The 12,009-nt window shown below is 70.1% G+C and carries 17 protein-coding genes; 9 read left to right on the top strand and 8 right to left on the bottom strand.

Translation table 11 applies throughout. The features are described from left to right. Position 1: 1 nt before the first annotated feature. Positions 2–175, bottom strand: a complete 174-nt coding sequence (locus ACFQ0P_RS02415; RefSeq protein WP_204980128.1) for a hypothetical protein — start codon at positions 173–175, stop codon at positions 2–4. A gap of 41 nt (positions 176–216) precedes the next feature. Between ACFQ0P_RS02415 and ACFQ0P_RS02410 the strand changes: the two genes are divergently transcribed. After that, positions 217–396, top strand: a complete 180-nt coding sequence (locus ACFQ0P_RS02410) for a hypothetical protein (protein ID WP_204980127.1) — start codon at positions 217–219, stop codon at positions 394–396. A gap of 127 nt (positions 397–523) precedes the next feature. Here the strand turns inward: ACFQ0P_RS02410 and ACFQ0P_RS02405 are convergent, their stop codons facing one another. From ACFQ0P_RS02405 to ACFQ0P_RS02395, 3 genes are read right to left on the bottom strand one after another with little or no spacing between them, the layout of a single operon-like run. Further along, positions 524–754, bottom strand: coding sequence for a hypothetical protein (locus tag ACFQ0P_RS02405; protein WP_204980126.1), 231 nt, complete (start codon positions 752–754; stop codon positions 524–526). Beyond that, positions 751–1,731 (bottom strand): hypothetical protein, encoded by a 981-nt coding sequence (locus ACFQ0P_RS02400; RefSeq protein ID WP_204980125.1) that lies wholly within the window; start codon positions 1,729–1,731, stop codon positions 751–753. Before ACFQ0P_RS02400 ends, ACFQ0P_RS02405 begins: the two co-directional genes overlap by 4 nt. Beyond that, positions 1,728–1,976, bottom strand: a complete 249-nt coding sequence (locus tag ACFQ0P_RS02395) for a helix-turn-helix domain-containing protein (protein ID WP_204980124.1) — start codon at positions 1,974–1,976, stop codon at positions 1,728–1,730. Before ACFQ0P_RS02395 ends, ACFQ0P_RS02400 begins: the two co-directional genes overlap by 4 nt. On the opposite strand from ACFQ0P_RS02395, the gene ACFQ0P_RS02390 reads away from it, so the two are divergent. From ACFQ0P_RS02390 to ACFQ0P_RS02375, 4 genes are all read left to right on the top strand, one after another. Next, positions 1,975–2,625 carry a helix-turn-helix domain-containing protein gene (locus tag ACFQ0P_RS02390; RefSeq protein ID WP_378771226.1) on the top strand — a complete coding sequence of 217 codons (651 nt, stop codon included), beginning with the start codon at positions 1,975–1,977 and terminating at the stop codon, positions 2,623–2,625. The genes ACFQ0P_RS02395 and ACFQ0P_RS02390 overlap by 2 nt on opposite strands. A 9-nt stretch (positions 2,626–2,634) precedes the next feature. After that, positions 2,635–3,147: a hypothetical protein gene (locus ACFQ0P_RS02385; protein ID WP_204980122.1), complete on the top strand. Its 513-nt coding sequence runs from the start codon at positions 2,635–2,637 to the stop codon at positions 3,145–3,147. Between the two features lie 25 nt (positions 3,148–3,172). Then, the gene (locus ACFQ0P_RS02380) at positions 3,173–3,856 is read left to right on the top strand and encodes a phosphatase PAP2 family protein (protein ID WP_204980121.1); all 684 of its coding nucleotides are present in this window, start codon (positions 3,173–3,175) and stop codon (positions 3,854–3,856) included. Between the two features lie 70 nt (positions 3,857–3,926). Beyond that, positions 3,927–4,727, top strand: a complete 801-nt coding sequence (locus ACFQ0P_RS02375) for a DUF1206 domain-containing protein (protein WP_204980120.1) — start codon at positions 3,927–3,929, stop codon at positions 4,725–4,727. A 21-nt stretch (positions 4,728–4,748) separates the two neighbouring features. Here the strand turns inward: ACFQ0P_RS02375 and ACFQ0P_RS02370 are convergent, their stop codons facing one another. Together ACFQ0P_RS02370 and ACFQ0P_RS02365 are read right to left on the bottom strand one after the other, a co-directional pair. After that, positions 4,749–6,464, bottom strand: a complete 1,716-nt coding sequence (locus ACFQ0P_RS02370; protein ID WP_204980119.1) for an amidase — start codon at positions 6,462–6,464, stop codon at positions 4,749–4,751. Further along, positions 6,461–7,498 (bottom strand): agmatine deiminase family protein, encoded by a 1,038-nt coding sequence (locus tag ACFQ0P_RS02365; RefSeq protein ID WP_204980118.1) that lies wholly within the window; start codon positions 7,496–7,498, stop codon positions 6,461–6,463. Before ACFQ0P_RS02365 ends, ACFQ0P_RS02370 begins: the two co-directional genes overlap by 4 nt. A gap of 66 nt (positions 7,499–7,564) precedes the next feature. On the opposite strand from ACFQ0P_RS02365, the gene ACFQ0P_RS02360 reads away from it, so the two are divergent. The 4 genes from ACFQ0P_RS02360 to ACFQ0P_RS02345 all read left to right on the top strand — a co-directional run bounded on the left by ACFQ0P_RS02360 (position 7,565) and on the right by ACFQ0P_RS02345 (position 10,732). Next, on the top strand, positions 7,565–8,188 hold the full coding sequence (locus ACFQ0P_RS02360) for a TetR/AcrR family transcriptional regulator (protein WP_204980117.1): 624 nt from the start codon (positions 7,565–7,567) through the stop codon (positions 8,186–8,188). Then, positions 8,185–8,742 carry a cysteine hydrolase family protein gene (locus ACFQ0P_RS02355; RefSeq protein ID WP_204980116.1) on the top strand — a complete coding sequence of 186 codons (558 nt, stop codon included), beginning with the start codon at positions 8,185–8,187 and terminating at the stop codon, positions 8,740–8,742. The genes ACFQ0P_RS02360 and ACFQ0P_RS02355 overlap by 4 nt, the downstream gene beginning before the upstream one ends. A gap of 221 nt (positions 8,743–8,963) precedes the next feature. Next, complete coding sequence (locus ACFQ0P_RS02350; protein WP_204980115.1) at positions 8,964–9,932, top strand: LLM class F420-dependent oxidoreductase; 969 nt, start codon at positions 8,964–8,966, stop codon at positions 9,930–9,932. 8 nt (positions 9,933–9,940) lie between these two features. Beyond that, positions 9,941–10,732, top strand: coding sequence for a glycosyltransferase family 2 protein (locus ACFQ0P_RS02345; protein ID WP_204980114.1), 792 nt, complete (start codon positions 9,941–9,943; stop codon positions 10,730–10,732). Positions 10,733–10,762: 30 nt separating this feature from the next. On the opposite strand, the gene ACFQ0P_RS02340 is transcribed toward ACFQ0P_RS02345, so the two are convergent. Next, on the bottom strand, positions 10,763–11,491 hold the full coding sequence (locus ACFQ0P_RS02340) for a DUF72 domain-containing protein (RefSeq protein ID WP_204980113.1): 729 nt from the start codon (positions 11,489–11,491) through the stop codon (positions 10,763–10,765). Between the two features lie 81 nt (positions 11,492–11,572). Next, complete coding sequence (locus ACFQ0P_RS02335) at positions 11,573–11,869, bottom strand: hypothetical protein (protein ID WP_204980112.1); 297 nt, start codon at positions 11,867–11,869, stop codon at positions 11,573–11,575. Positions 11,870–12,009: the final 140 nt, after the last annotated feature.

The raw sequence follows: 12,009 nt of genomic DNA, 5'->3' as shown, positions 1-12,009 counted from the left end.
GTCAGATCTCGGGCTCGGCTTGATCGTCCTCCTCGGGCTCGAAGGTCGAGGGCTCGCCCGTATGCCCCGCGGCGACGCCGTCGGGGTCGGGCGGGATCGTGCCGTCGTCTCCGAGTCCGCCCGCCTTGGGTGTTGCCTCGTCGTCCGCGGGGTTCAGGGTGGTGTCGCGGTCCATGTCGGTCCTTCCGTCCTGGCATTCGAACGTACGACGACCCTGTGCCGTCGCCCACCCGGTTGACACCGCCTGGCGTGCGTGGGGTGAGTCAGGACTTTGATGTGTTCCGCGGCGACTTCGCCGCCTTTCGCCGCGTCACGATGCTCGACACGACGGCGACGATTCCCGCCGCTGCGACGACCGCAATCGAGCCCCAGATGGTCAACAGCATCAGCAGTTGATCGCCGAACATGACATCACTCTCCCACTTCCTTGGGTTCCGACCCCTGATCGACGAGGGGTGCCCCGGACCTGCCATCCGGGACACCCCCTCTCGGGCTCAGGCTCACGCAGCCATCGTCATGCGACTCACGGCGCGGAGGTCGGGCCGCCGTGTCGTGATCGGTAGTACGCGCTCATCATCCAGGCGTACCAGCCGAGGCCGGGTACGAGCGCGAGGATGAACAGGGCCACCGACCACTCCGGATTGTTGACGGACACCACCGTCGCGACGGCGATGATCAGGAAGACCGCGATCGTCGCGACGAGGTGCGTCCACGGCCTCGTGATCGTTCCGAACCAGCTGCGGGGCTGCTTCATCGGCAGGGTCCTCCACGATAGGTATCTACCCACCAGTACATTCCCGGGATCACATAAGGATAGGTAGCGGTGATCTGCACGCAGCGCTTGGGGCTCGAGTTCTGTGCAACGCTCGCGTTCCACCAGATCACGCCGCCGGCGACCGCGCACACCGCAGCCATCGCGCCGCAGCCGAGGGATGCGATGACCCCCGCTCCGCCGGACGCGATTGTCGCCGTCTCGGCTCGATTGAATCGAACTCGCCACTGAACGAAGTTCGGGCGGTCGAAGGTCGGATCGGCGACCACCGGGTAGGTGAATGCCCCCTTCCGGTGGGAGACGACCTGCGTCAGGACCGATCCGGACGCGGCGTAGCGAGTGGGCACGTCGACCCCATTCGCGTCCTTCGCCCACGGCGCCGCGATGGTGGCGATGATCTTCTCCCCGTCGAGCGTCTCGCCGGTCTCGGGATCGGTGACCTGCTCGCTCACGTACGCGATCGCGCTGCCGTCCTCCTGCAGCTCCACGGTGGCGCCGGGTCCGAAGTCGTATGAAAAGCGCTGACCCTGGGACGCGCTCTCGATGACCGTGGCCACGCGGATCGCATCCTCGGCCGCAACGACGTTGATGGACGGCGTGCTCGCGTCTCCGACCCACGTCACCGACCCGTCGTCGGCGACCACGGCGTCCTCGAGGCGGCTCGCGCCCGGCAGCGTGAAGGAGACGACGTCGGTTCCGTCGGCGGCGGTCACCGCGACGCCTGTCGAGGCGTCAGCGCCGAGGTGCGTGGCGCCGCCGCCGTCGAGTTGCGCTGCCAGCCCGCCCGGAGTGGCGTCGAGGTCGGCGGCCGAGATGTCGGTCGGAGCAGCCTGAGCGACCTCGGCGGCAACGGCGTTCGGTTCGGCATCCGAGTCGGCGGCATGCGCCGGCAACACAGGGAGGAGCAGCGCGAGCGAGGCGATACTCGCGACGAGTGCGCGACGTTGATGGGTCTTCATCGGGGGTGGGTTCCTTTCGTGTCGGGGGGATGCTGGGGGGTGTCGGGCCCACCGGATTGTTCGAGGAGTGCGTCGGACAGCACCGAGGCGACGAATCCGAGCCACGCGTCGCTGGGAGTCGCTCTTCCTGCCTCGACCCGCGACAGGTAGGACTCGGAGACCTTCGCGCGACGGGCGACCTCGCGCGCCGTGAGCCCCGTGCGCTCCCGCAGAGTGCGGAGGACCTGTCCGGATGCGTCATTCATGATGGGAAAGAGGCTATGGCTTTTTCCGAACCATGACCACAGGATTGCGGAAGATGTGGATAACTTCTTCTTCAATCCCGCGGATAAGGGAAAGACTGCTACCGTTGCCGCCATGGCATCCACCGAAGAGCGGAAAGACCTGCCTCTCACTCGATACGCGATCGAGAAGGCCTCCCATCAGCAGCGGCTCGCCTATGCACGCGCGCTGCGCGAGCTGGTGGCGCGAAGCGACCTGCAGCAGAAGGAGATCGCCGAGGCGTCGGGAGTCACCGCGCGGACCATCCGCAACATCGTTCAGGGGAAGAGCGCGCCCCAAGCCGAGAAGATCATCGCCCTCATGCGGGCGCTGGGGGTCGACGTCGACGGCGACGACGATCTCGACGTCCGCCCGTACACCAAGATGCTCGCCCCGGTGATCAGGCGCATCGACCCCGACCATCGCGCCGCCGCCGTCTCCGACGCCATCGGCATCCTCTCCGACGCGGCCGTCGCACATCCCGACCGGGCTCGCCTCGGACAGATGGCGAGACTCTCCGGCGGCGATGTCGCCGGCAGCGGCGAAGATCTGCAGACGATCTCCTTCGACGACGTTCCGCTGGCGGCATCCACGGACAACACACCCATCGACCCCGCGCGCGGGGAGAGCTAGGAATCAGAGATGGCCATCGCACCGAGGTGCGTCGGCCCGCGCGACGCGACGCGAATGTACGGTGTCGACGGGTTCGACGACGAAGCAGATGCTCGCGACTACGACCCGTGGGAGCACGCGGCGGGCCTCGGCATCCCGATCATCTTCCGAGACGACCTGCCCGACCCGGCGATGGTGGCGTGCTACTCCCACGTCCACCGCGCGATGTTCGTGAGAACGGGTCTGCTCACGTCCGTCGAGCGATGCGCGATCGCCCACGAGATCGTCCACTTCGAGCACGGCGACCTCGGCGCCGGAGCCCACGAGGAGGACCGCGCCGACCGCCTCGCCGCGCGTCGGCTGATCCGGCCGAGACGCCTGCGTGAGCTCGCGACCGTCACCGACGACCCGGCCGTGGTCGCCCTCGAGCTCGGCGTCACCGAGCGGACGATGCGCACCTACCTCCGTACGCACTGCGACACCGACACCGGTCGCGTCAAGAGCGGGCCGGCGATCCGGCAGGCTGGCACGATCGCTTCATGAGTCGTCGTCGCACCGCGGGCATATCGTGACCGACGCGACGATCGCCGAGGAGGCGCGAGACGCGCCGGCCGAGGTCGACGCCCGCCGCGCCGTTGCGCTCGTCGTCGGCGTCGCGGCGACGGTGTGCTTCGTGGTGCTGCGCACGGTCGTCGCCCTCGGCGGCCACCAGCCGCTGCCCATCGATGTCTGGTTCCACGACCTCATGCTCGCCACCCGCACCGACGTGGGCATCGTGCTCGCGTGGATCCCGGCGATCGTCGGCGGCACACTCGGCATGATCGTCATCGGCATCGCGCTCGTCGTCGCGTTCATCGCCCGCAGGAGGCCGTGGGATGCGCTCACGCTCGCCGCAGCCATCGTGACCGTCGTCGCGATCGGAGCACCGATGGCGGCGGTCATCGCGCGCGTGCGGCCGGCGGACTCGCTCGCCGAGTCGGTGCCGACGTCGTTCCCCTCGGGTCACACCGCCGTCGCGACCACGGTCGCGCTGACGCTCGGGCTCCTGCTGCGACGCTGGTGGGTCTGGGCCGCGGGGATCGTGTGGGTGCTCTACATGATGTGGTGCCGCTGCTATCTTCACGCCCACTGGCTGAGCGACGTGATCGCCGGGCTGCTCGAGGGGATCGCTGTCGCAACCCTCGTGTGGGTAGCGGTCGAGGCGTTCCGCGATCGGAGAGCGCTCGCCGCTCGGACCGTCGCTTCCGGGTGAGCCGAACGCCGCAATCCTTCGAGAAATCAAGACCCCTGCGGGTGATCGTCGCCGCGGCTACAGTTCCCGCATGACCAACGCAAAGTCCGCGGCACGTGCCGTGCAGGACTCAACCGTCTTCCGCACGATCGCCCGCATCGGCTACGCGGTCCTCGGCATCGTGCACATCGTGATCGGCGCACTCGCGATCTCGATCACCTTCGGAGGCGGGGAGAACGCCGATCAGGGCGGCGCGATGGCGCAGATCCGCGAGGCTCCGCTCGGCGTGCTGCTTCTTTGGGTGATCGCGCTCGGCCTCGCCGCGCTCGCCTTCTGGCAGATCGCCGAAGCCGTGATCGAACGGGACCCCGACGCGAAGAAGAAGTGGGGCCACCGCGTCAAGTACGTCGGCACCGCCGTCGCCTACCTCGCGATCGCCGTCACCGCGCTCGTCTACGCCCTCGGGGGCCGCTCGGACTCATCGCAGTCCACGACGACGCTCAGCGCACAGCTGCTCTCCACCCCCGGGGGAGTGGCGCTGCTGATCCTCGTCGCGCTCGTCGTGCTCGCCATCGGCGTCGCCTTCATCGTCCGCGGATTCGCGCGGAGCTTCGAGAAGAAGCTCGATCTTCCTCCGGACCCGGCGGGGAAGGGGATCGTCGCCTTCGGGGTCGTCGGCTATGTCGCCAAGGGCATCGCGGTCGCCGTGACCGGCATCCTCTTCGGTGTTGCCGCCTTCACACAGGATCCGGAGGCGGCCGGAGGCCTCGACGCCGCCCTCCACACCCTCGCCGCGCTTCCGCTGGGCGCCGTCATCCTGTGGGTCGTCGGTGGGGGCCTGGTGCTCTACGGCCTCTTCTGCTTCGCCCGCGCGCGCTACGCGCGCATGTGACCGGCACGACCCCGAGGGGTCTCAGTCCGCCAGGGGCGGGGTGCGCGGCGGCGCCGGGCGCCGTGCACCCGTCGCCTCGAACGCGGCGGCGAGTCGCAGCAACCGCGTGTCGTCGTACGCCCGCCCCGCGAAGGTCAGACCGACCGGCATCCCGATGTCGGACATGATGCCCATCGGCACGGTGACCGAGGGGATGCCGAGGTGCCGCATCGCCAGGTTGCCGTTGGCGATCCAGACGCCGTTGCGCCAGCCGAGATCCGCCGAGTGGGGGTTGACGTCCATGTCGGCGCGGCCGACGTCGGCGACGGCCGGGAAGACGACAGCGTCGAGACCGTGCCGGTCCATCCACTCCTCGAGGTCGACACGGCGGGTCTCCTCGAGCCCGCGGAGTCCCGCCTCGAGCTCGGGGATCTCCGCGAAGCTCTCCACCGGGTGGTTCCGCACGTGCTCCGGGTACTCGGCGATGTCGTCGTCGAAATCCGTGTAGCGGTCGGGCAGCGCGCCCTTCGGGTGGGGGAAGATCTGCGACCCGTCGACATGGGCGAGCGTCGGAAGCGCGGGGTCGCCGTTCGCGCGCAGAAAGTCGTCCCATGCCCAGGCGGACAGATCCACGATCTCGCGCCTGAGGTACTCGGGTGTGACCAGCCCGCGCGAGAGGATGGTCGGCGCTCCCGGTCGGTCGCCCTCGTAGTTGGAGATCACCGGGAAGTCCACCTCGACGACGGTCGCGCCGTGAGCCTCCAGGTCGCGACGCGCGTCCTCCCACAGGGCGATCACCGACGGGCGGGTCTCGATGCGCTGCCCGGTCGGCCCGCCGATGCCCGGATGCTCGGACGTACCGGCATCCGGATCGGCGTTGATGTACATCCGCGGAATCCCGACGCGTCGGCCGGCCAGCACGGACCCCGCGGGCTCCTCGGCGAGCGCCCGGTACGAGGCCGGGCGCACGTCGGTGGCAGCGGGGAGCTCCACCCACGGCTGAGCCCGCCAGAAGTCGCCGCGCGTCTCGACATCGTCCGCCACGATCACGTCGAGCACCTCGAGCAGGTCGGCCATGGTGCGGGTGTGGGGGACGACGACGTCCATCGTCGGCACGAGCGGCCAGTTGCCGCGCACCGAGATGACTCCGCGCGAGGGGGTGTAGGCGCACAGGCCGTTGTTCGAGGCGGGTCCCCGCCCGCTCGACCATGTCTCCTCGCCCAGTCCGAAGGCGGCGAAGCTCGCGGCCGTCGCCGTGCCCGACCCGTTCGACGAGCCCGAGGCGAAGGGGGCGGTCAGCCACTCCGCGTTGTAGGGGCTTTCCGCGCGCCCGTAGAGACCGCGCTGCATGCCGCCGTTGGCCATCGGCGGCATGTTCGTGAGGCCGAGGCAGACGGCACCGGCCTCACGGAGCCGTTCGATCGTGAACGCGTCACGCTGAGCCACGAGATCGGCGAACGCGGGGCTCCCCGCGGCCGCGGTCAGTCCTCGCACGAGGTAGCTGTCCTTCGCGGTGTAGGGGATGCCGTCGAGGGGGCCGAGAGTCGTGCCGGCGGCACGGCGGGCATCGGATGCCTCGGCCTCCGCGATCGCGTCCGGATTCGCCACGACCACGGCGTTCAGCGCGGTCGCTGTGTCGGGGCCGTCGTACGCCGCGATCCGCGCGAGGTAGGCGCGGACCAGGCCCACCGCCGTCGCCTCGCCGGACTCGAGTGCCGCACGCAGCTCGGCGATGCTGCGCTCCACCACGTCGATCATCCCGCCACCACCGTCGGCTGCTGCTGCGTGATGCAGTGGATGCCTCCGCCTCGCGCGAAGATCGGCCGTGCGTCGACGGTCACCACGCGGCGTCCCGGATACGCGTCGGACAGGATGCCGCGGGCCGCGGCATCCGCTTCGTCCTCGCCGAATCCGCACGCGATGACGCCGCCGTTGACGACGAGGTGGTTGATGTAGCTCCAGTCGACGAAGCCCTCGTGGTCGCGCAGGGTCGCGGGAGCGGGGACGTCGATGATCTCGAACGGGCGACCCGCGGCGTCGACCTCGCGCGCGAGCAGGTCGCGCAGCTCGCGTGTGACGGCGTGATCGGGGTGAGCGGCGTCGGCCTGGTGGTGGAGGAGCAGCCTGCCGGGCGAGGGGATGGTGGCGACGATGTCGACGTGGCCGTTCGTGCCGAAGTCGTCGTAGTCGCGGGTCAGTCCGCGCGGCAGCCAGATCGCCTTCGTCGAACCGATGGTGCGGGCGAGTTCGGCCTCTACGCGCGCGCGGTCGGCGTAGGGGTTGCGCCGCGGGTCGAGCTGCACCGTCTCGGTGAGCAGCACGGTGCCCTCTCCGTCGACGTGGATGCCGCCGCCCTCGTTCACGAGCACCGAGCTGACGAGCTCCGCGCCGACCTCGGCCGCCACGAAGCGGCCGATCTCGGCCGAGATGCGCCACTCGGCCCACTCGGGCGCGCCCCAGCCGTTGAAGGTCCAGTCCACGGCGCCGAGGACGCCGGGGCGCTCGTCGTCGAGGACGAAGGTCGGACCGAAGTCGCGCATCCAGAACTCGTCCAGCGGCGCCTCGACGATCTCGATGTCGCCGGACAGCATGCGCCGGGCCCGCTCGATCTCGGTCGGGTCGACCACCATCGACACGGGCTCGAACTCCGCGATCGCGTGGGCCGTCGCCGTCCATGCGGCGTAGCACTCCTCCTGCTCGGCGACCTCGTCGCCGAGTGTCTGCCCGGCGCGCGGGAACGCCATCCAGGTGCGGTCGTGGGGAGCGGTCTCCGCAGGCATCCGCCAAGCCATGGATCTTCCTCTCGTGAGTTGTTGATCACTTGATCAATTCGGGATCACGGTACAGAATCGACGGTGATGCCGTCAACAGTCACCCGCAGATCCGCCTCGGAGCGCGTCGAGCAGATCGCCGCAGCCGCGCAGTCACTCGCCCGCGAGGCAGGGCTCAGCGCGGTGACGCTCCGGGCCGTCGCCACCGAGATCGGTGTCGCGCCCGCCCTCGTCGCCCACTACGCGCCGAGCATGGACGCCCTCGTGGGCGACACCTTCACCGCGATCGTCGGAGAAGAGCTCGCCGAGGTGGCGGAGCTCGCCGATCGCACCCCCGATCCCGCCGGCGCACTCACCGCGGTGCTCGTGAGCCTGCTCGACGAACGCCGAGCCGACGTCACGCTGATCTGGGTGCAGAGCTGGTCGCTCGGCGGGCGCAACGACGTGCTCGCCCGATGCGTGCGGGAGCAGATGGATGCCTGGCGCGGGTTCCTCGCGGGCGTCATCGAGCGCGGTCGCGCGGGGGGAGCCCTGCGGTGCGACGACCCCCTCACGGTGGCGGGGCAGATCCTCGGCATGGTCGACGGGCTCAACGCCCACTCGCTCGTCGCGTGGCAGGACGCCACCGAGCGGACGCGGCTCCTGCTTCGGTCCGTCGAGGCGATGCTCGACCTCGCGCCCGGAGCACTCGTCGAGCGGCTCGACGCATGACCGACGTCGCCACCCCTCCCACGCTCGTGATCATCGACATCCAGCGCGACTACTTCCCCGGCGGGGCGTACCCGCTGGTGGGCGCCGACGCGGCCGCCGACCGCGCGGCGGAGCTGCTCGCCGCCGTCCGCTGCGCGGGTGGCCGGATCGTCCACGTGCGGCACGAGAGTCGCGAGGAGGGCGCGACGATGCTCGTGCCCGGGACGCCGGGAGGCGAGCCCGACCCCCGGGTGGCGGAGAGCGGCGGCGAGCCCGTCGTGCACAAGACCTTCCCGAACGCCTTTCTCGAGACGGGCCTGCAGGACCTCCTCGGGGATGCCGCGGCATCCGATCTCGTCGTCGTCGGGATGATGAGCAGCATGTGCGTCGACGCGACCGTGCGGGCCGCGGTCGACCTCGGTTACCGCGTGACCGTCGGCGCGGACGCGTGCGCCGCACCCGACCTGGAATTCGACGGCACGCGCGTCGGCGGCGCTGACGTGCACGCGGCCTTCATGGCCGCCCTCGCCTCGGGCTACGCGCGCGTCGTCCCGGTCTCCGCCCTCCTCGCCTGACCGCCGGTTCCCGTCCCGGGCGCCCCGTTGCTGACGTCGAGACAAGGGATCGGCGCCGAATGCGGGGGCGGGGTCCCCGGTTTCGGCGTGAGCCCCGGTCTCGCCGGCGTTGCTTCCGGATAGCGGCGATGCCGCGGGGCTGTCAAGCCCGTGCGCTCCGGACGCCCGTGCCCGCAGGCTCGAAGGGTGGCGGCAGTCGCGCACACGAGAGCGAGGAAAGCATGGTCCGTTTCGGCTACACCCTCATGACCGAGCAGAGCGGTCCCCGCGAGCTCGTCCGGTACGCCCAGGCGGCGGAGGACGCGGGGTTCGACTTCGAAGTGTCCAGCGACCACTACTCGCCCTGGCTCACCAGCCAGGGGCACGCCCCTTACGCGTGGGCCGTCCTCGGCGCCGTCGCGCAGGCGACCTCGCGCGTCGACCTCATGACGTACGTCACGTGCCCCACGATGCGGTACCACCCCGCGGTGGTCGCGCAGAAGTCCGCGACCCTGCAGCTGCTCTCGGAGGGCCGGTTCACGCTCGGGCTGGGGTCGGGCGAGAGCCTCAACGAGCACGTCGTGGGGGAGGGATGGCCGTCGGTCGACACACGCCAGAGCATGCTCGAGGAGGCGGTGGAGATCATCCGCGAGCTCCATACGGGCGAGCTCGTGACGTTCGATGGCGAGTACTTCCGCGTCGACTCGGCGCGCGTGTGGGACGTGCCGGACGAGGGCATCCCGATCGGGATCGCGGTGTCGGGTGGCGAATCGATCGAACGGTTCGCACCGCTCGGCGACCACATGATCGCCGTCGAGCCCGAGGTGGAGCTCGTGACGGGATGGGATGCCGCGCACGAGGGGTCCTCCCGCAAGATCGGGCAGATCCCCATCTCGTGGGATCCCGACCTCGAGACCGCGGTCGAGCGCGCCCACGACCAGTTCCGCTGGTTCGGCGGCGGCTGGCCGGTGAACGCCGACCTGCCCACTCCCGCCGGATTCGAAGCCGCCAGCCGCTTCGTGCGGACCGATGACGTCGCCGAGTCGATCGCCTGCGGACCGGACCTCGGCGCGCTGGCCGAGAGCGCGCGGCCCTTCGTCGAGGCCGGATTCACGGACGTCGCGATCGTGCAGATCGGCGACGAGCAGCAGGAGCGATTCCTCGCCGAGGTCGCCGAGCCGCTGCTCGAACGCCTGCGGGCGCTGAACTGACGGACGCCATGGCCGGCGTCCCGAACGTCTCGGTCGTCCTCCCCGTGCGGGATGACGCGCGGATGCTCGCCGGATGCCTCGACGCGCTCGCCCGCCAGACCCGTCCCGCCGACGAGATCCTCGTGGTCGACAATGCTTCACGAGACGAGACCGCCTCTGTCGCGCGCGCAGCGGGAGCACGCGTCGTCTTCTGCCCCGAGCCCGGCATCCCCGCCGCCAGCGCCACCGGGTACGACGCCGCCACCGGGGACCTGCTGCTGCGCCTCGACGCCGATTGCCGCCCGTCCCCACAGTGGATCGAGCGCATGGTGGATGCGTTCACGGCCGACGAGAATGCCGGGGCGGTCACCGGAGACGCGAGGTTCGTGGACGGTCCCCGATGGCTGCGCGGGCCGCTCGCCGGAAGCTATCTCGTTGCATACGCGGCGACGACCTGGCTCGCCCTCGGGCATCCTCCGCTGTTCGGCTCGAACCTCGGAGTGCGCCGCGAGGTGTGGCTCAGCGTCCGGGACCGTGTGCACCGTCACGACCGCGAGCTGCACGACGACCTGGACCTGTCCTTCCACGTCGGATCCGCGCACCGGATCCGCTACCGGCGCGGATTGGGGATGGGGATGTCGATACGTCCGTTCCGCGACGGTGGATCCTTCGCGAGGCGGATGGGCTGCGGCATCCGTACCGTCATCATCCATTGGCCGCACGACTTCCCCCCGCGCCGCTGGGTGCGCGTCGCCCGCGCGCGCCGGGCGGCGGTGCTGTCGAATCGCGGAAGACGCCGCGACTTCTCGCCGGCCCGTTGACGGCGTCAGCGCGCCGTAGACCCCGCGGCTTCAGAGCCCGAGCATCCGCCGGAGCGTCCAGGCGTTGCGGACCGCGTGTCCCTCTCCGTCATTGTTGAAGTAGACGAAGACGTCTCGCCCCTGCGCGTGCCATTCTCGGCAGCGCTCCGCCCACCACGTCATGTCGTCATCGGAGTACGAGCCGGCATACAGGTGCTGTGCGCTCGGCCCGTGCAGTCGCACGTAGACGAAGTCGGTGGTCGCGCGGAGGATGCAGTCGAGCCCGGATCCGCTCATCACCACGTACGATGCACGACGTCGCTCGAGCAGAGAGTACACGTCCTCTTCATTCCAGGAGGGATGCCGGAACTCGACCGCGACGCGGAGGCCGTCGGGAATCGCCCGGAGGAAGTAGTCCAGACGTTCGTCGTCGCGCTGCATCGTGGGCGGCAGCTGAACGAGAAGGGCGCACTGGCGGTCGCCCAGCGCGCGCCACCCTTCCACGATCCGCTCGATCCACAGCTCGGGGGCGTACAGCCGCTTCGCGTGGGTGAGCCCTCGGGGCGCCTTCACAGCCATCGCGAACCCGTTCGGAAGGCGGTCGTGCCACATACGGAATCGGGTGGCGCCGGGCCAGCGGTAGAAGCTCGCGTTGAGCTCGACGCTGTCGAACTCCTCGACGTACCGCGCCAGGCGCTGCCCCACGGGGAGCCCTGGCGGGTAGAGCGCACCCTTCCAGTGGTCGTAGCTCCAGCCGGAGGTGCCGACGCGGTACGCCATGGACGGAGTCCGGTCGCCTCACATGGCGTGGGACCGGCGCGAGCCGCTGCTCGAACGCCTTCGGGCGCTGAACTGACGGGCCTATCCGAGAGTCCGTCCGCTGAACGGAGGAAGGTGGGGGATCTCCTCGGGTCGGCGGGACCGCAGCCCGGCCTCGCGGTGGCGACGGAAGTCGTCGAGAACGTCGTCGACGCACAGATACTGAGAGGGAAGACTGATGCCGCGCAGCCAGACGACCTCGATGAGGTCGTCGTCCGTGTCGAAGATCCGGGCGATGACGCTGCGCGAGTCGTCCAGCGGGTAGTCGAGGTCATGGATGAGCGACTCGCTCGGCGAGATCCGGCGCAGTTTCAACTCTCCTCGATGAGTGGGTTCCATGGGCGCCTCCTCAGCCACCCCCTCAGCTTGCGTCGGTTCGGCGCAGACGCCGACACCCTTGACATCTCCGGCCGCGACGTTTACAGCGGAGTCCTCGGGCGCGTCATCGGCCGACGGCGTCAACCCCCTTCCCGCGGACA

This window comes from Microbacterium insulae (genome assembly GCF_042677065.1).
GTDB classification, from domain to species: domain Bacteria; phylum Actinomycetota; class Actinomycetes; order Actinomycetales; family Microbacteriaceae; genus Microbacterium; species Microbacterium insulae.
Note: the sequence above shows the minus strand (reverse complement) of the source record. Positions and strands in the feature narration are given on the sequence as shown.